This window comes from Sphingobium trunci, assembly GCF_022664535.1.
GTDB lineage: Bacteria > Pseudomonadota > Alphaproteobacteria > Sphingomonadales > Sphingomonadaceae > Sphingobium.
Genome location: NZ_JAKUJY010000010.1, coordinates 58,271 through 75,215 on the forward strand (window position 1 = coordinate 58,271; position 16,945 = coordinate 75,215).

16 protein-coding genes are annotated in these 16,945 nt (G+C 67.2%); 8 read left to right on the top strand and 8 right to left on the bottom strand.

The annotated features are described in order from the left end of the window. Nucleotides 1-33: 33 nt before the first annotated feature. Nucleotides 34-696, top strand: a complete 663-nt coding sequence (locus MJ601_RS11075; protein WP_242126306.1) for a peroxiredoxin-like family protein — start codon at nucleotides 34-36, stop codon at nucleotides 694-696. A 105-nt stretch (nucleotides 697-801) separates the two neighbouring features. Here the strand turns inward: MJ601_RS11075 and MJ601_RS11080 are convergent, their stop codons facing one another. The 5 genes from MJ601_RS11080 to MJ601_RS11100 all read right to left on the bottom strand — a co-directional run bounded on the left by MJ601_RS11080 (nucleotide 802) and on the right by MJ601_RS11100 (nucleotide 7,412). Further along, nucleotides 802-2,139 (bottom strand): LLM class flavin-dependent oxidoreductase, encoded by a 1,338-nt coding sequence (locus MJ601_RS11080; RefSeq protein WP_242126308.1) that lies wholly within the window; start codon nucleotides 2,137-2,139, stop codon nucleotides 802-804. Between the two features lie 168 nt (nucleotides 2,140-2,307). Then, a complete protein-coding gene (locus tag MJ601_RS11085; protein ID WP_242126310.1) occupies nucleotides 2,308-3,060 on the bottom strand; it encodes a FadR/GntR family transcriptional regulator in 753 nt (250 codons plus the stop codon). A 19-nt stretch (nucleotides 3,061-3,079) separates the two neighbouring features. Continuing rightward, complete coding sequence (locus tag MJ601_RS11090; protein ID WP_242126312.1) at nucleotides 3,080-4,003, bottom strand: Gfo/Idh/MocA family protein; 924 nt, start codon at nucleotides 4,001-4,003, stop codon at nucleotides 3,080-3,082. Continuing rightward, nucleotides 4,000-5,577, bottom strand: a complete 1,578-nt coding sequence (locus MJ601_RS11095; protein ID WP_242126314.1) for an aldehyde dehydrogenase (NADP(+)) — start codon at nucleotides 5,575-5,577, stop codon at nucleotides 4,000-4,002. Before MJ601_RS11095 ends, MJ601_RS11090 begins: the two co-directional genes overlap by 4 nt. A 32-nt stretch (nucleotides 5,578-5,609) precedes the next feature. After that, the gene (locus MJ601_RS11100; RefSeq protein WP_242126316.1) at nucleotides 5,610-7,412 is read right to left on the bottom strand and encodes an IlvD/Edd family dehydratase; all 1,803 of its coding nucleotides are present in this window, start codon (nucleotides 7,410-7,412) and stop codon (nucleotides 5,610-5,612) included. A gap of 132 nt (nucleotides 7,413-7,544) precedes the next feature. Here MJ601_RS11100 and MJ601_RS11105 point away from each other — a divergent pair, with 132 nt between their 5' ends. Continuing rightward, entirely contained in the window at nucleotides 7,545-8,441 is an 897-nt protein-coding gene (locus MJ601_RS11105; protein WP_242126318.1) for a 2-dehydro-3-deoxygalactonokinase, read from the top strand. Nucleotides 8,442-8,443: 2 nt separating this feature from the next. Further along, nucleotides 8,444-9,073, top strand: coding sequence for a 2-dehydro-3-deoxy-6-phosphogalactonate aldolase (locus tag MJ601_RS11110; protein WP_242126320.1), 630 nt, complete (start codon nucleotides 8,444-8,446; stop codon nucleotides 9,071-9,073). 10 nt (nucleotides 9,074-9,083) lie between these two features. Here the strand turns inward: MJ601_RS11110 and MJ601_RS11115 are convergent, their stop codons facing one another. Further along, entirely contained in the window at nucleotides 9,084-11,135 is a 2,052-nt protein-coding gene (locus MJ601_RS11115; RefSeq protein WP_242126322.1) for a hybrid sensor histidine kinase/response regulator, read from the bottom strand. Between the two features lie 145 nt (nucleotides 11,136-11,280). Between MJ601_RS11115 and MJ601_RS11120 the strand changes: the two genes are divergently transcribed. From MJ601_RS11120 to rpsI, 4 genes are all read left to right on the top strand, one after another. Further along, the gene (locus MJ601_RS11120) at nucleotides 11,281-12,327 is read left to right on the top strand and encodes a COX15/CtaA family protein (protein ID WP_242126324.1); all 1,047 of its coding nucleotides are present in this window, start codon (nucleotides 11,281-11,283) and stop codon (nucleotides 12,325-12,327) included. After that, nucleotides 12,324-12,644, top strand: a complete 321-nt coding sequence (cutA, locus tag MJ601_RS11125; RefSeq protein WP_242126326.1) for a divalent-cation tolerance protein CutA — start codon at nucleotides 12,324-12,326, stop codon at nucleotides 12,642-12,644. The genes MJ601_RS11120 and cutA overlap by 4 nt, the downstream gene beginning before the upstream one ends. A gap of 133 nt (nucleotides 12,645-12,777) precedes the next feature. Further along, entirely contained in the window at nucleotides 12,778-13,257 is a 480-nt protein-coding gene (gene rplM, locus MJ601_RS11130; RefSeq protein ID WP_046764791.1) for a 50S ribosomal protein L13, read from the top strand. Next, nucleotides 13,257-13,793 carry a 30S ribosomal protein S9 gene (rpsI, locus tag MJ601_RS11135; protein ID WP_242126328.1) on the top strand — a complete coding sequence of 179 codons (537 nt, stop codon included), beginning with the start codon at nucleotides 13,257-13,259 and terminating at the stop codon, nucleotides 13,791-13,793. The genes rplM and rpsI overlap by 1 nt, the downstream gene beginning before the upstream one ends. Before the next feature lie 120 nt (nucleotides 13,794-13,913). Here rpsI and MJ601_RS11140 read toward each other — a convergent pair whose 3' ends face one another. After that, nucleotides 13,914-14,795: a metallophosphoesterase family protein gene (locus MJ601_RS11140; protein ID WP_242126330.1), complete on the bottom strand. Its 882-nt coding sequence runs from the start codon at nucleotides 14,793-14,795 to the stop codon at nucleotides 13,914-13,916. 67 nt (nucleotides 14,796-14,862) lie between these two features. On the opposite strand from MJ601_RS11140, the gene MJ601_RS11145 reads away from it, so the two are divergent. After that, complete coding sequence (locus MJ601_RS11145) at nucleotides 14,863-15,789, top strand: diacylglycerol/lipid kinase family protein (RefSeq protein ID WP_242126332.1); 927 nt, start codon at nucleotides 14,863-14,865, stop codon at nucleotides 15,787-15,789. Here MJ601_RS11145 and MJ601_RS11150 read toward each other — a convergent pair. After that, on the bottom strand, nucleotides 15,771-16,928 hold the full coding sequence (locus MJ601_RS11150; RefSeq protein ID WP_242126334.1) for an N-acetyltransferase: 1,158 nt from the start codon (nucleotides 16,926-16,928) through the stop codon (nucleotides 15,771-15,773). The genes MJ601_RS11145 and MJ601_RS11150 overlap by 19 nt on opposite strands. Nucleotides 16,929-16,945: the final 17 nt, after the last annotated feature.

Sequence of the window (16,945 nt, forward strand, 5' to 3'; positions counted from 1 at the left end):
CGGGTATCAACGGGCAGCTTCAAGGAGATCATGATGGCGACGATAATCAATGCAACGCTCAAGGATCGCTATGCCGCCCTGCAGGCGGAGCGCGAACGCAGCTGGAGCCCCGCCCAGCTTGAGGGCAACGCCCGCCAGCGCCGCCTGCTGGTCGAGCGTTTCGATCCCGCCGCCCTGGCCCAGCCCGGCACGGTCCTGCCGCCGCTGTCCTTCGACGAAGTCGATGGCGGCACGCTCACGCTGGACGAACTTACGGCCGGGGGAGCCGCATTGTTCGTCTTCTTCCGCTTCGCCGGATGCCCGGCCTGCAACATCGCCCTGCCGCACTATGCCGAAACGCTCTTCCCCGGACTGCGGCAAAGGGGCATTCCCCTGGTCGCGCTCAGTCCGCAGTTGCCGCACCTGCTGCGCGACATCAAGCAACGCCACGACTTGCCCTTTTCCGTGGCGAACGATGCCGACAATCAACTGGCGCATCTGCTGAACATCGCCTTCCAGCCGGATGACCGCCCGTCGCCGCCGCCGCCCGGCTGGATCGGCGAAGTGACCGGCACCGGAAGCTGGGAACTGCCCCAGCCGGCCCTGCTGCTGCTCGGGCAGGGGCGGGTGGTGCGCTGGCTTCAGGCCAGCCCCGACTGGCTCGACCGGCCCGAATCGGACGATATTTTGCGCGATGTCGACCGGCATCGCGGCTGACGCGCTCGCCAAGCCGCGTCGATCCTGACCCTCGCAAATGAAGGGGCGGGGGAGGGCCTATGCCCTCCCCCGCCCATTTTCCTGCCCGATGGAGGTGCGCGGCGATCAGGCCGCGCTCTTTTCCGCCACCTTCCCGCTGTAGCGGTTGACCGGCTGGGGCAGGCCCAGATGTTCGCGGAAGGTCGTTCCCTCATAATCGGTGCGGAACAGGCCGCGCGCCTGAAGGATCGGGATCACCCTGTCGACGAACAGGTCGAGCTGGCCTGGCAGCGCCTCGAACAGCACGAAGCCGTCGGCCGCCCCGCTCTCGAACCAGGACTGCAGCCGGTCCGCCACCGTCTCGGCCGATCCGACGAAGGCGCCGCGCGGGGTCGCCAGCCGCTCGGCCACCTGCCGCAGCGTCAGATTTTCGGCCCGCACCTGCGCGATGATGCGCAGCGTCCCGCTCTGCTGGCTGTTGAGGCCGATATGCTCCACATCGGGGAAGGGTGCGTCCAGCTCATATTGGCGGAAGTCATGATCGTTGAAGGTCCGCGACAGGAAGCCCAGGCCCGTGTCGATCGATTCCAGCGCGGCCAGTTCGCGATAGCGTGCCTCGGCATCCTCGTCGCTATCGCCGACGATCGCGGCGATGCCCGGCAGGATGAAGAGCTGGGCGGGGTCGCGGCCGAAGCCCCTGGCCCGCGCCTTGACGTCGGCATAATAGGCCTGTCCGGCTTCCTCGTCCTCGGCATGGGTGAAGATGACCTCGGCCCGCTTCGCCGCGAAATTGCGGCCGTCGTCCGACGCGCCCGCCTGGAAGATGACCGGCTGCCCCTGCGGCGTGCGCTTGATGTTGAGCGGCCCGCGCACCTGGAAGAACTCGCCCTTGTGGTCCAGCCGGTGGAGCTTGTCGGGATCGACGAACCGGCCGCTTTCCTTGTCCGCGACATGGGCGCCTTCCTCCCAACTGTCCCACAGCCCCTGCACCACGTCCAGATATTCCCTGGCGATGCGGTAGCGCACGGCATGGGGCGGATGCTCGGTCTTGCTGAAATTGGCGGCGGTGTCGCCCAGCCAGGAGGTGACGATGTTCCACCCCGCGCGCCCGCCGCTCAGATGGTCGAGCGAGGCGAACTGGCGGGCGACGTTGAACGGCTCGGAATAGCTGACGGTCAGCGTCGCCACCAGCCCGATGCGCGATGTCGTCGCCGCCAGCGCGGACAGGATGGTGATCGGTTCGAAGCGGTTGAGATAATGCGGGCTGGACTTTTCCGTGATCGACAGGCTGTCGGCGACGAACAGGAAGTCGAACTTGCCGCGCTCGGCGGTCGCGGCCTGCTTCTGATAATAGGACAGGCTGGTGCTGGCATGGACGTCGCGGTCCGGATGGCGCCAGTCGTTCCAGGTCCGGCCGACGCCGTGGAGAATGAAGCCAAGCTTGATATGGCGTTGCTGGGGCATGATCGTTCCTCGCTCAAAAGATGGCAGAGGAGGATTCTAGGCAGGGGCGGGCCGGGCGACCAACGCGCATCGGTCGCCCTCCTATGACTTGATCAAATAAGACGGGCCGGTGGAAACCGCCGTCCGGAACCCCGTTTCAGGCCCCCTGGTCTCAGCCCCCCCCCGGTATCAGGCCTCCGGCTCCATCAGCGCCAGGTCCATGTCGGCCAGCGCCAGCCGCAGCAGTTCCGCCATGCTGGTCCGCGCGGCGGCGGTGTCGCGGGCGGCGATCGCCTGATAGACCGCCTTGTGGTCGGGCAGCGGGTCGCGCGGCAGCAGCTTCTTGCGATGCTTGAAGGTCGTCGTCCAGCTGACCGCCGCGCCGACCGAACTCGCCAGCGCCGCCAGCGCGTCATTATGGGTCGCGGCCAGTATCGCATGGTGAAAACGCTGGTCCGCCGCCCGGCCGTCCGGCGTGGACAGGCCATGGCGCTCCATGTCCTCCAGCGCCCTGGTCATGATGTCGAGCTGTTCCCCGGTCCGCCGCCGCGCGGCGAATTCCGCCGCCGCCGGTTCGATCACGCCGCGCAGTTCGAACAGGTCGCGGATGAAGGCGCGGTCCGGCTCGCCGGCGAACATCCAGGCCAGCATTTCGGGGTCCAGCACGTTCCAGCGGCTGCGCGGCAGCACGCGGGTTCCGGCCTTGGGGCGGCTTTCCAGCATCCCCTTGGCGATCAATATGCGCACCGCCTCGCGATAGGCGGTGCGGGAGACATGGAGCCGTTCGGACGCCTCGATCTCGCCTTCGAACAGGTCGCCGGGCTTGTGGACGCCGGTCAGGATCGCCGTGCCCAGTTGCCGGGCGATGGCCTGGTGGATGCGGAGCGAGCCTTCCTCCGTCGCGAACCTGCGTTCCGTCCCCTCCTTGCGCTCGCTCCCCAAAATCCCGGCTCCTGTGAATTCAATCCTCGAACGCCGTCGTAGGGCAATGCCGCCCGCAAAGGAAGGCATCGGCCACCAATCGCAGCGGCGCGGTGTCGGCATCGATCGCGCCCTCCGCCACCAGGCCGACGAAGCGGCGATACATGGCGGGATATTCCTCGTCCGGCGCCTTCACCTGCACCTCGCCGTCCAGCGTCAGCATATTGCCGCCATGGGAGAGCAGCAGGCTGCCGCCGCCCGCCTCGACCGCGATGTCCCAGGTCTGCGGGCCGGTCTGGCGCCAGTCGAACACTGCCTCGACCGGCGCGCCCGAGGCGGTCGCCATCTTGAGGTCGGCGCCGATCGGCGCGTCCCTGTTTTCCGGCACCTCCAGGCTGGCGGACAGCAGCGTCACCGGTTCTGGCACGATCTCGGTCAGGATCGACAGCGCGTTGATGCCCGGATCGAACACGCCGAAGCCGCCCGCTTCCCAGATCCAGGGCTGGCCGGGGTGCCAGTGGCGCACATCCTCCCGCCACTGGATCGAGATGCGCTCGATCCGGCGGGGGGCGATCCACTGCTTCGCCTGCGCGACGGCGGCGGCATAGCGGCTGTGCCAGCTCGCATAGAGGGTGACGCCCTGCGCTTTCGCCAGCGCGATCAGGGCCTCCACCTCCGACACGGTCGCGCCCGGCGGCTTTTCCAGGAAGACATGCTTGCCCGCCAGGATCGCCTGTCGCGCCGCCTGATAGCGGACCTGCGGCGGCTGGCAGAGGATGACGGCGTCCAGCTCCGGCTCGCCCGCCAGCATGGCGGAGAGGTCGTGATAATTTTGGATCCCTTGCTCTTGCGCGTTGCGGCTGGCGACCGCGACCAGCTCGATGCCGTCGATCTTCTCGATCGAGGGCAGGTGCTGGTCGCGCGCGATCTTGCCGAGGCCCACGAGACCTGCCCGGATCGTCATGCCGCGACTTCCAGCCTGCCTTCGACGCGGCGCGTCAGGCCCCATGGGTTGGCGGCCTGCAACGGCGGCGGCAACAGCGCATCGGGCACGTCCTGATAGCAGACCGGACGCAGGAAGCGCATCATCGCCAGCGTGCCGACCGAGGTCGAACGGCCGTCGGAGGTGGAGGGGAAGGGGCCGCCATGGACCATGGCATGGGTCACTTCGACGCCGGTCGGCCAGCCGTTGGTGAGGATGCGGCCGACCTTGCGGGACAGGGTGGGCAGCAGCGTCGCCGCATCGGCCTCATCGCCCGCGCCGATCTGGAGCGTCGCGGTGAGCTGGCCCTCCAGCCCCGCGACGGTGGCGACCATCTCCTCGATGCTGGAGCAGCGGATCAGGACCGACGACGAACCGAAGACTTCCTCCGCCAGCACCGGGTTCGACCGGAAGGTCGCGGCATCGGTGGCGAAGAAGGCCGCCTGGCCCCGGTTGCCGCCCTCCGCTTCGGTGCCGCGGGCGACGGTGGCGACGCCCTGCGCCCCCACCAACGCCGCTACGCCCCGTTCATAGGCGGCATGGATGCCGGGGGTCAGCATGACCTGCGGCTGCGCGCCCGACAGCGCTTCGGCAGCCGCGGCGACGAACCGGTCGAGGTCCGGGCCGTCGAGCGCGATGACGAGGCCGGGGTTGGTGCAGAACTGGCCCGAACCCATGGTCAGCGATCCGACGAAGGCGGCGCCCATCGCCTCGGCCCGATGGGCGAGGGCGCCGGGCAGCAGCACGACCGGGTTGATGCTCGACATTTCGGCATAGACCGGGATCGGCTCGGCCCGCCCGGCGGCGATCTTCATAAGCGCCGTGCCGCCGCCGCGCGATCCGGTGAAGCCGACCGCCTTGATGCGGGGTTCGGCGACCAGCGCTGCGCCCAGGGCGTTGCCGTTGCCGGGCAGGTAGGAAAAGACCCCTTCATGCAGGCCACGGCTCTTCACCGCCGCCTGGATGGCGCGGGCGACCAGTTCGCCGGTGCCGGGATGGGCGCTATGCCCCTTGACCACGACCGGGCTGCCCGCCGCGAAGGCCGATGCGGTGTCGCCCCCCGCGACCGAGAAGGCAAGGGGGAAGTTGGACGCGCCGAACACGGCGACCGGGCCGACCGATTGATTGACCCGGCGCAGGTCCGCGCGGGGCAGCGGCTGGCGGTCGGGCAGCGCGACGTCGATGGTCGCGTCCAGCCAGTCGCCCAGCCGCACATAGCTGGCGAACAGGCGAAGCTGGCCGACCGTGCGGCCGCGCTCCCCCTCCAGCCGCGCACGGGGCAGCCCGGTCTCGGCCATGGCGGTGTCGATCAGCAGATCGCCGATCGCGACGATATTGTCCGCCACGGTTTCCAGGAAAGCCGCGCGGGCATCCGGCGAAAGCGTCGAAAAGCTCTCGAACGCCGCATCGGCCAGCCCTGCGGCTTCCTCGACCTCGGCGGGCGTGGCGCTGGAAAAGGCGACATCGCTCCTGGCGCCGGTCGCGGGGTTGATGGCGAAGAAGGGCTCGCCGCCCTGGCGCTCCGACGCGCCGATGAGAATGGCTCCGTTGAACATGGACATCTCCGGGAAAAACTGTGGAATGGAAATCAGTGATTGTCGCGCGGCAGGCCCTGGGTCTGGGCGATCCGCTGATATTTCTCCGCGCCTTCGAGGATCGCGCCCCGGTCCATCTGGCCGACGACCGAGCGCTGGATTTCCTGCCACGGCGTCTGCGAGGCGGGATATCGATAGCCCCCCGCGGCCACCAGCCTGGCCCGGCGCGCCTCCAGTTCCTCGTCGGAGATCAGCACGTTCACGGTGCCGCTGTTGAGGTCCATCCGCACCCGGTCCCCCGTCGCCAGCAGCGCAAGCCCGCCCATCGCCGCCGCTTCGGGCGAGGCGTTGAGGATGGAGGGGCTGCCGCTCGTGCCCGACTGGCGCCCGTCGCCGATGCAGGGCAGCGCCGACACGCCCTCGGTGATGAGATAGGCGGGCGGCCGCATGTTCACCACCTCCGCCGCGCCCGGATAGCCGATCGGCCCGGCGCCGCGCATGAACAACAGCGTATCGGGGGTGATGCCGGCCGCCGGATCGTCGATCCTGGCATGATAATCCTCCGGCCCGTCGAACACGACCGCCGGGCCTTCAAAGGCGTTGGGATCGTCCGGGTTGGAGAGATAGCGCTCGCGGAACTCGTCCGAAATCACACTCGTCTTCATCACCGCCGCGTCGAACAGATTGCCCGACAGCACCAGGAATCCCGCTTCCTCCTTCAGCGGCCGGGCGAAGGGGCGGATGACCTTCTCATCCTCGATCGCCACGCCCCTGCAATTCTCGCCCATGGTCCTGCCGTTGACGGTCATCGCGCCCTCGCGGATCAGCCCCTGTTCGATCAATTGCCCGACCACGGCGGGCACGCCCCCGGCGCGATAATAATCCTCGCCCAGATATTCGCCCGCCGGCTGCAGGTTCACTAGCAACGGCACCTTGTGCCCCACCGTCTCCCAATCCTTGAGCGGCAGGTCGACGCCGATATGCCGCGCAATGGCGGCGAGGTGGATCGGCGCATTGGTCGACCCGCCGATCGCCGAGTTGACGACGATGGCATTGTGGAACGCGTCCAGCGTTAGGATGTCGGAGGGCTTGAGGTCTTCGGCCACCATCTCGACGATCCGCTTGCCGGTGCGCCAGGCGGCTTCCTGCCGGTCGCGATAGGGCGCCGGGATCGCGGCGGAACCGGGCAGCATCATGCCCAGCGCCTCGGCCAGCGAGTTCATCGTCGACGCCGTGCCCATCGTATTGCAATAGCCGGTCGAGGGCGCGGAGGACGCCACCAGCTTGATGAAGCCCTCGTCATCGATCTTCCCCGCCGCCAGCAACTGCCGCGCATGCCAGACGATCGTGCCGGAACCCGTGCGCTCGCCCTTGAACCAGCCGTTCAGCATCGGCCCGACCGACAGGGCGATCGCCGGGATATTCACCGTCGCCGCCGCCATCAGCAGCGCGGGCGTGGTCTTGTCGCAGCCGGTGGTCAGCACCACCCCGTCGAGCGGATAGCCATAGATCGCCTCGACCAGCCCCAGATAGGCCAGGTTGCGGTCCAGCCCCGCGGTCGGCCGCTTGCCGGTCTCCTGGATGGGATGCACCGGAAATTCGATCGCGATCCCGCCCATCTCGCGAATGCCCTCCCGGACGCGCTCGGCCAGCACCATATGGTGGCGGTTGCACGGCGACAGGTCGCTGCCGGTCTGGGCGATGCCGATGATCGGCTTGCCGCTGCGCAGCTCTTCCAGGGACAGGCCGAAGTTCAGATAGCGCTCCAGATAGAGCGCGGTCATATCGATATTGTCGGGGTTGTCGAACCAGGCACGGCTGCGCAGTTTCGGGGCAGGCTTCGGCGAATCGTTCATTAGGGCATCCTGGTGAAAATGACGGGGCACGTTGACGCGCTTGCAGGTTCGATATACTCATACAAATTAAATTTCAAGGATGGTCATCGCTTCCATGTGCGTTTCTCGTCAAAATCGGTCGGATGGGACCGCATGAGCCATTATGAGATCATCGGCGACTGGGGCACCAGTCGCCTGCGCCTGTTCCGGCTGGAGGAGGGCCGCATCACCGCCCGCCGCCAGGGTCCGGGGATCGGCGCGGTCGGGCGCCACGCCGAAACCGCCTTTGCCGAAGCGGCCGCGCCCTGGCTGGAGGCGGGGATGCCGTCCGCCATCCGCCTCTGCGGCATGGTCGGCGCGCGCGACGGCTGGGTGGAGGCGCCCTATGCCGACTGCCCCGCCGACGCCCTGGCATGGCGCGCCGCCGCCCTGCGCCTCGACTGGCGCGGCGTTCCCCTCGGCATCATGGCGGGCCTTGCCTGCCTGGACGCCGACGGCGTGCCCGATGTGATGCGCGGCGAGGAAACCCAGATCTTCGGCGCGCTCGCCCGCAATCCTGCACTGGCCACAGGGCGGCACCTGATCGTCCTGCCCGGCACGCACAATAAATGGTCGGTGGTGGAGGATGGCCGCATCACCGCCTTCCGCACCATGCCCACCGGCGAACTCTTCGCCCTGCTCCGCGACCGCTCGACCTTGGGGGCCGGGATCGATACGGCCGATCCGGCGCAGGAGGCCCAGGGCTTTGCCGAAGGCCTGGCGCGGGCGGGGGAGGGGCGCCTGCTCTCCTCGCTGTTCGCCGCCCGGGCCATGCGCCTGCGCGCGGGGTGCTCGCCCGACTGGGCGCTGGGCTATCTGTCCGGCCTCGTCATCGGCTGCGAGATCGCCGAAATTCGCGGCACGCTGGGATCGGCCGACGATATATTGCTGATCGGCGACGCCCGTCTTTCCGCCCGTTATGCGCAGGCTCTCGAAGCACAGGGCCTGTCCTCGCACATGCTGGACGGCGACGCCTGCTCGCTCGCTGGCCTCGGCTATCTGGAGAATTGACCATGACCCTCGACGACCTGCTTGCCGACGGCGCGCCGCCGGTCTGCGCGATCCTGCGCGGCCTCAGGCCGGAGGAGGCGCTCGACATGGCGGCCGGGCTGATCGAAGCGGGCATCCGCATCCTCGAAGTGCCCTTCAACTCGCCCGATCCGCTGAAGAGCATCGGCGCCATGCAGGCCGAATTTGGCGACCGCGCCCTGATCGGCGGCGGCACCGTGCTGTCGGTGGAGGCGGTGGACGGTCTCCATGGCGTCGGCGGCCGCATCATGGTGACGCCCAACACCGACCCGCAGGTGATTGCCCGCGGCGCGCAGCTTGGGCTGGAACTGCTGCCCGGCTTCATGACGCCCAGCGAAGCCTTCGCCGCGATCCGGGCCGGCGCCCGCCGCATCAAGCTCTTCCCCGCCGCCCGGCTCGGCGCGGCTTATGTGAAGGCGATCAGGGATGTGCTGCCGGGCCATGTCGGCGTCTGGGCGGTGGGCGGCACCGGCGCGGACACGATCGGCGAATGGCTGGCGGGCGGCTGCGAGGGGATCGGCGTCGGCGGCGCCCTCTATCGCCCCGGCGACAATGCCGCGCTGGTCAGGGACCGGGGCAGGGCGCTGGTGGCGGCTTGGAAGGCCGTGGCCTGAGGGCCCGCGCTCAACCCGCCTGCCGTTCCTCCATCCGGTCCAGCATCTCGCGCACCTTGGCCGCCAGTTCGGCATAGGTGAAGGGCTTGGTCAGCAACTCCACCCCCGGGTCCAGCCGCCCATGATGGATGATGGCGTTGCGGGCATAGCCGGTGGCGAACAGCACCTTCAGCCCCGGATGACGGGCCTTGGCCTCGCGGCTGATGTCGGCGCCGGTCATGCCGCCGGGCAGCACGACGTCGGTGAACAGCAGGTCGACCGGGGGTGATGCCTCGTCCAGCGCGGCCAGCGCCGCCGCGCCGTCCCCGGCCTCGATCACCCGGTAGCCCAGCTCCCGCAGCACATCCACCGCATAGGCGCGCACCTTCTCGTCATCCTCGCAGACCAGGATGGTTTCATCGCCATGGCATTCCGGCGTCTGGACATGGACCGTGCCGGTATCATTGTCGGGCAAAGGCCCATGGAAACGCGGCAGGTATATCTTGACGCTCGTGCCCCGGCCCGGCTCCGAATAGACGCGGATATGGCCGCCCGACTGCTTGATGAAGCCATAGACCATCGACAGGCCCAGCCCGGTGCCGCGCCCGACCTCCTTGGTGGTGAAGAAAGGCTCTATGGCATGGCTCAGCGTGTCGGCGTCCATGCCCTCGCCGGTGTCCGACACGCAGATCATGACATATTGGCCGGGCGTGACCTCGGTCTCCTGCGCGGCATAGGCCTCGTCGATATGGGTGTTGGCCACCTCGATGGTCAGCTTGCCCCCCTGCGGCATCGCGTCGCGCGCATTGACCGTCAGGTTGAGCAGCGCGTTTTCCATCTGGTTGACGTCGATCTCGACCGGCCATGCCCCGGCGCACTGGATCGTCTCGACCTCGATGGTTTCGCCCAGGGCGCGGGCCACCATCTCGGACATGCCCTGCACCAGCCGGTTGGGATCGGCCCGCTCTGGCGCCAGCGGCTGGCGGCGGGAAAAGGCCAGCAGCCTTTGCGTCAGCATCACACCGCGCTGGGCGCCCTGCATGGCATTGTCGACGGCCCGCCGCATCCGGGTCTGATGCTTGCCCAGTCCCCGCTGCATCAGTTCCAGATTGCCGGTCACGATCTGGAGCAGATTGTTGAAATCATGCGCGACCCCGCCGGTAAGCTGGCCCAGCGTCTCCATCTTCTGCGCCTGCCGCAGCGCCGCCTCCGTCTCCGCCAGCGCCCTGGCATGGGCGCGCTGTTCGGTCACGTCGCGGGCCACGCAATAGATCAGCTCGCCGTCGGGCACGGCGGTCCAGCTGAAGTTGCGATAGCTGCCGTCCCTGGCGCGAAAGCGGTTCTCGAAGCGCAGGGTCGGGGCGCCTTCGCGCAGGGCCGCCAATTCCCCGCGGGTCCGCTCGATATCGTCGGGATGCTCCATCCATTCGGACGTGCTGCCGACCAGTTCCTCCTCGCTCCAGCCCAATATGTCGGTCCAGGCCGGGCTGGCCGCGATCCAGACGCCGTTCAGGTCCGCCACCAGGAAGGGGTCGCGCGCCAGCGTCCACAGCCGCGCCCGGTCGGCCCGCATCTGCTGCTCGGCCCTGACCCTGCGGGTCGTCTCGCTGACGATGCAGAGCACGCCGCCGATCGACCCGTCGCCCTCATAGACGGGCGAATAGCTGATGTCGAAAAACACCTGTTCGCCCCGCCTGCTGCCGTCCGGCCCGCCGTCGCGCTCGATATAGAAGGGGCGGTCCCTGGCATGGACCGTCTCGCCCCGGTCGACCACCTTGGTCAGCAGCGGTTCCAGATCGTCCCACAATTCGGCCCAGCCCTCCCGCGCCGGGCGGCCTAGCGCCGTGGGATGCTTGTCGCCGATCGTCGGCACATAGGCCTCATTGTAGAGGGCGCACAATTGCGGCCCCCAGAACAGCACGATCTCCGCCCTGGAAGACAGCATCATCCGCACCGTGGAAACCAGGGCGGGGGACCAGCTTTCCACCGGTCCCAGCGGCGATGTCGCGTCGATGCGGGCCGTCAGGGCGCCCATCGGCCCCTGCGCGGCGATCATCGCGGCGATATTCCGCGCCGCGCTCATATCTTATCCTCGATCAAGCGGTCCATAAGGCCAGATACGCCTGTACCCCCGATTGTATCCGTTCGTGCACAGGGCGTTATGACCTTTTGTTCATGTTCCGGCTTGTCCTTGCAACGGCGCGTGCAACAGCGCACATATCCCCGCCATGATCGCGTTGACCCTCAGCCGTCCCGCCTATGCCACGCCGCGCCCGGCGACGATCGCGCGCTGGCTGCTGGCTGTCGCCGCCCTCGTCTTCTGCATGGTCGTGGTCGGTGGCATCACCCGCCTCACCGAATCCGGCCTGTCGATCACCCAATGGAAACCGATCAGCGGCGCCATCCCGCCGCTGACCCACGACCAGTGGATGGATGCCTTCCACGACTATCAGCAGATCCCGGAATATCGGCAGTTGCGCCACGGCATGACGCTGGGCGATTTCCAGTTCATCTTCTTCTGGGAATGGGTGCACCGGCTGCTGGGGCGGCTGATCGGCCTCGCCTTCGCGCTGCCGCTGCTGTGGTTCGCATGGAAACGGGCGATCCCGCAGGGCTATGGCTATCGCCTGGTGGCGCTGCTGGCGCTGGGCGGACTGCAGGGCGCGATCGGCTGGTGGATGGTGAAGTCGGGCCTGTCGGTGCGCACCGACGTCAGCCATTACCGCCTCGCCGTGCATCTGCTGACGGCGCTGTTCATCATGGGCGGGCTGATCTGGACTGCGCTCGACCTGCTGACCCGTTCGCGCACGCTCTTCGCCAAGCCCGCGATGCTGCATCCCTTCGCCGTGCTGGCCCTGCTGACGCTGCTGGTGCAGCTCATGTTCGGCGCGTTCACCGCCGGGCTGGACGCGGGCTATGTGTCGAACACATGGCCGCTGATGAACGACCATCTGGTGCCGCAGGGGATCGAATGGCTCGGCTCGCTCTGGGCGACGCTGTCCAGCGATCCCTATCTCGTCCATTTCATCCATCGCTGGTGGGCATGGGTCGCAGCGACGATGCTGATCCTGCTTGCCCGCATGGCGAGGCAGGGGGGGGATCGCGCCCCCTCGATCGCGCTCAACGCGGCGGTCGGAACCCAGATCGCGCTGGGCATCGCGACGGTAATCAGCGGCATTGCCCTGCCGCTGGCCGTGCTGCACCAGGCGGTGGGGGCGCTGGTGGTGGCGTCCGCGACCTGGGCGGCCCATTCCTTGGGCGAACGGCGCGGATGAGCGCGGTCGCGCTCGTCTACACGCTTTTCGGCTCGCGCGAGGCCGCGATCCGCGCCGCCCGCCAGCTGATCGAGGAACGGCTGATCGCCTGCGCCAACCTGCTGGGGGAGGCGACCTCGCTCTACGAATGGAACGGGGTGCTGGAGGAAAGCACGGAAACCCCCGTCCTCTTCAAGACCACGCCGTCGCGCCGCGACGCGCTGATGGCGCGCATCGCGGAACTGCATGATTATGACGTCCCCGCGATCCTCGCCCTGCCGGTCGAGGCCGCCGGCAACGCCTTCGCCCGATGGGTGGGCGATCAGCTCGCCAAGTGACGGGTATTATTTTACCCGTCAGCAAAGCCGCCGAATCTCTTGACTTGACCCTCTCCACCCGTCATTAGCGCGCATCTTCCGAACGCCATCAACGGCTTTCGGTTCACTGTTTCATTCCTGGAGTATTGGCACCATGAAGGCGCTGATGAAGACCACCAAGCCGGCAACCCCGGCAACGGTCGAAAAGAAGTGGATCCTGATCGACGCGGAAGGCCTCGTCGTCGGCCGCCTCGCCTCGACCGTCGCGAACATCCTGCGCGGCAAGCACAAGCCGAGCTTCACCCCCCACGTCGATTGCGGTGACAATGTCATCATCATCAACGCGCAGAAGGTGAAGTTCACCGGCCGCAAGCTGACCGACAAGGTTTACTACAAGCACACCGGCTATGCCGGCGGCATCAAGGAAACCACCCCCCAGAAGGTTCTGGAAGGCCGTTTCCCCGAACGCGTCCTGGAAAAGGCCGTTGAGCGCATGATCCCCCGTGGCCCGCTCGGCCGCCAGCAGATGCGCAACCTGCGCATCTTCGCCGGTGCCGAACATTCTCACGCCGCGCAGAACCCCGAAGTGCTCGACTTCGCATCGCGCAACCGCAAGAATAAGGTGGGTGCCTAATGTCCGATAACCGCCAGTCCCTGTCCGACCTCGCGTCGCTGACCGCCAACGCCCCGGCGCCTGTCGCTGCCGCCGAAACCGTCGCCGCCGATGCGCCGATCGCTCCGGTCCAGCCCTCGGCTCCGCTGCGCGCCCAGGAAATCGACAGCCTCGGCCGCGCCTATGCGACCGGCCGCCGCAAGGACGCCGTCGCCCGCGTCTGGGTGAAGCCCGGCACCGGCAAGATCACGGTCAACGGCCGCGATCAGGAAGTCTATTTCGCCCGCCCGACCCTGCGTCTGGTCATCAACCAGCCCTTCGGCGTGACCGAGCGGGAAGGCCAGTATGACGTGATTGCCACCGTCAAGGGCGGCGGCCTGTCGGGCCAGGCCGGTGCCGTGAAGCACGGCATCGCCCAGGCGCTGTCGAAATATGAACCGGCGCTGCGCAGCGCGGTCAAGGCCGAAGGCTTCCTGACCCGCGACAGCCGCGCCGTCGAGCGCAAGAAGTACGGCAAGGCCAAGGCTCGCCGCAGCTTCCAGTTCTCGAAGCGCTGATCGTCGATCGGAAGATATTTTGGGAAGGGCCGGATTTTCCGGCCCTTTTCTTTTGCGGATGCCTGGGGTGCCGGACGTCCCGCCATTTCCCGCTTTCCCATGCGGCACGATACTTCTCAATCAGGCCCGAGCCCGCTGTGCGATCCTTATTCCCGCCAGGGCTCGCGGATCGTCGATTTCCTGGGCCGTCCACCCGTCCGTCGACCGGACATAGGCGACATGATGCCCGCGCTGGAAACTGGCGCCGTCCCAGATCACGACCTGCAATTCCACCGAATCCTGCCGGTGGACATGCAGCCAGTTGAAGCTCTGCGGTTCGGCATTGCGCAGGCGGGTCGACGTCGCGGTGCCCGCCTGTATCACCAGCGCGCCGCCCGCATCCGCCACCATCCGGTGCGCAGCCTCCGCATAGGTGCGGTGAAAATGCCCGGCGAGCGCGATATGGATACCCGCCTCGCGGGCGGCCTCGACGGCATCTTCGTGACGCCCGACGGCTTCGCTCAATTCGCCGCCCCGGCCGATGGGCATGGCGAAAAGCGGGTGATGAGTGACGAGGATTCGCGTCTTGTCCGGCGCCACCCGTGCAAAACGGTCGCGCAGCCGCCGCATCTGGTCATGATTGATCCGTCCGTCCTTGATCGTCAGCGACCGCGCCGTGTTGAGGCCGAGAATGGCAACCGCATCATCTTCATAATAGGGGCATAGGTCATTGCTGATGTAGCGCTTGTAGCGTCGCAGCGGCGCGCCGAAGCGGCGGAACGGATCGTAAAGCGGCACGTCATGATTGCCCGGAACGACCAGCATCTTCATCCCCGCCGCGCGCAGCCGGTTGAGCCAGGCGGAGGCCTGCCGGAACTGATCGCGCCTCGCCCGTTGGGTGAAATCGCCGCTGATGACGATGAGGTCGGGCTGGCTTTGCTGCAGCCACGCCTCGGCTGCTGTAACGATCCTGGGGTCATGCGCGCCGAAATGAATGTCCGACAGATGAGCGATGCGGGCCATGTCCCCTGAACGTGCGCGGCTGCGAATTGGTTTCGGACCCGATGGCGCGGTCGCGAGTTGTTGAGGCATGGAAACGAAATCTCCGACATCCGCCTCCTTGCCGCGCGAGGCAGTGCTGATCGTCAACGTCCATTCCCGCCGGGGGGAGGCTCTCTACCAGGAAGCCAGGCGCCTGCTGGAGCAGGCGGGGGTGCGGCTGATCGCCGCCCATGCGGTGAAGGAACCGGACCGCCTGCAGGAAACCGTGCGCAGGGCGGTGGCGGAGGGCGCGCCGATGGTGATCGTCGGCGGCGGCGATGGCTCCCTCTCCGGCACGGTCGATGAACTGGTGGGCAAGGACTGCGTCTTTGGCGTGTTGCCGCTGGGCACGGCGAACAGCTTTGCCCGCACGCTGGGAATACCGCTCGACCTGGAGGGGGCGGTGAAGGCTATCGCTTCAGGGCGAAGGCGACGGATTGACCTCGGCATGATCGACCAGGATTATTTCGTGAATGCCGCCTCCCTTGGCCTCTCGCCGATGATCGGACAGACCGTGCCGCACAAGCTCAAGCGCTATCTCGGCCGGATCGGCTATCTGCTCTGGGCGGTCAAATGTTCGGTCGGCTTTCGCGCCTTCCGTCTGGTGCTGGACGATGGAACGGGCGAGAAACGCCTCTGGTCGACCGAGGTGCGCATCCTGAACGGACCCTATCATGGCGGCGTCGAACTGTCCGATCATGCCGATGTGGATACCGGCGAGATCGTCGTGCAGGCGGTGGTCGGGCGCAGCCATGCACGGCTCGCCTGGGACTGGTACGCCAAATTCTTCAAGTTGCGCGACCGGGATGCGCATACCCAGGAATTTCGCGGCAATTCCTTCCGGATAGAGACCGTGCCGCCGCAGCGCATCTCCATCGACGGAGAGGTTCTGGCCAGGACCCCTGCGATTGCGAGGATCGCCGCGGGGGCCGTCGACGTAGCCGTTCCGGCAGAGCTTCAGAGCGCCTTTTCGTAGACCTGATACACCTTGTTCACCTTGCTCTCGATGGCGTCGGCAATGGCGTTCATGCCCTGATTGTCGTCCAGCACCCAGCCGATCTCGCCGCGGGTGGCGCCATAATGGGCCGTGGCGTTGCGGCGGATATATTCGATCATCATGAAGGCGAGCTGGCTTGCCATGCGGGACGATTGGAGCCGCTGCACCACGCCCATCAGCGGCACGCGCATCGTCCGCACCTTGGGCTTGCGCAGCCACCAGAGCAGCTTCGCCCAGCCGAACGGGAAGAGGGAGCCGTTCAGCGGCGCGATGGCTTCGTTCAGATCGGGCAGCGTCATCATGAAGGCGACCGGCTCACCCTCCAGCTCGGCGATCATGATGAGGTCGTTGAACACGATCGGCTTCAACTGCTTGCCGAAATGCGCCACTTCCTCGTCGGTGATCGGCACGAAGCCCCAATTATTGCCCCATGCATCGTTCAGGATGCCGAGGATGATCGCCGCTTCCTCATCGAATTTCGACTTGTCGACATTGCGGATGCGGATGCGCGCATTCTTCTCGCCCGACTGGACGATGCGCTGGATCAGCGGCGGGAAATCCTGGGTGATGTCGAGCTCATAGGTCTTGAGCTGCTTCACCGGCTGGTAGCCCGCGCCTTCGATCATCGGCCGGTATTCGGGCTTGGCATGGCCCATCATGACGGTCGGCGGATGGTCGAACCCTTCGATCAGCAGGCCCGGTTCCTCCCAGATGGAGAGCGAAATGGGACCGAGCGACCGCGTCATCCCCTTGGCCCGCAGCCATCCTTCCGCCGCCGCGATCAGGGCCGCGCCGGTTTCGGCGTCCTCCGCCTCGAACAGGCCGAAATTGCCGCAGCCCGGCCCCATGCCCTGCTCGGCGGGCTGGCCGAGGGCGAGATGATCGAGATGCGCGGACACGCGTCCGACCACCGTGCCGCCCCGGCGGGCGAGGAAATATTGCGCTTCGGCATGGCCGAAAAAGGGGTTCTTGCCCGGCGTGATAAGGCTGTAGACCTCATCCTTCAGCGGCGGCACCCAGTTGGGATCGTTGGCGTAGAGCCGCCAGGGAAGATCGACGAAAGCCTTGCGGTCGGCCTTGGAAGTGACGGGGGTGATCACCAGTTCTTTATTTGCCACGATGGAGCTTTCGCAAG

Bases quoted from the DNA above. Each gene is read 5' to 3' on its own strand.
- MJ601_RS11145 (WP_242126332.1), top strand. From the start codon at position 14,863: ATGGAAACGAAATCTCCGACATCCGCCTCCTTGCCGCGCGAGGCAGTG.
- MJ601_RS11095 (WP_242126314.1), bottom strand. From the start codon at position 5,577: ATGTTCAACGGAGCCATTCTCATCGGCGCGTCGGAGCGCCAGGGCGGC.
- MJ601_RS11140 (WP_242126330.1), bottom strand. From the start codon at position 14,795: ATGGCCCGCATCGCTCATCTGTCGGACATTCATTTCGGCGCGCATGAC.
- MJ601_RS11115 (WP_242126322.1), bottom strand. From the start codon at position 11,135: ATGAGCGCGGCGCGGAATATCGCCGCGATGATCGCCGCGCAGGGGCCG.
- MJ601_RS11110 (WP_242126320.1), top strand. From the start codon at position 8,444: ATGACCCTCGACGACCTGCTTGCCGACGGCGCGCCGCCGGTCTGCGCG.
- MJ601_RS11080 (WP_242126308.1), bottom strand. From the start codon at position 2,139: ATGCCCCAGCAACGCCATATCAAGCTTGGCTTCATTCTCCACGGCGTC.
- rplM (WP_046764791.1), top strand. From the start codon at position 12,778: ATGAAGGCGCTGATGAAGACCACCAAGCCGGCAACCCCGGCAACGGTC.
- rpsI (WP_242126328.1), top strand. From the start codon at position 13,257: ATGTCCGATAACCGCCAGTCCCTGTCCGACCTCGCGTCGCTGACCGCC.
- MJ601_RS11120 (WP_242126324.1), top strand. From the start codon at position 11,281: ATGATCGCGTTGACCCTCAGCCGTCCCGCCTATGCCACGCCGCGCCCG.
- MJ601_RS11090 (WP_242126312.1), bottom strand. From the start codon at position 4,003: ATGACGATCCGGGCAGGTCTCGTGGGCCTCGGCAAGATCGCGCGCGAC.
- MJ601_RS11100 (WP_242126316.1), bottom strand. From the start codon at position 7,412: ATGAACGATTCGCCGAAGCCTGCCCCGAAACTGCGCAGCCGTGCCTGG.
- cutA (WP_242126326.1), top strand. From the start codon at position 12,324: ATGAGCGCGGTCGCGCTCGTCTACACGCTTTTCGGCTCGCGCGAGGCC.
- MJ601_RS11105 (WP_242126318.1), top strand. From the start codon at position 7,545: ATGAGCCATTATGAGATCATCGGCGACTGGGGCACCAGTCGCCTGCGC.
- MJ601_RS11075 (WP_242126306.1), top strand. From the start codon at position 34: ATGGCGACGATAATCAATGCAACGCTCAAGGATCGCTATGCCGCCCTG.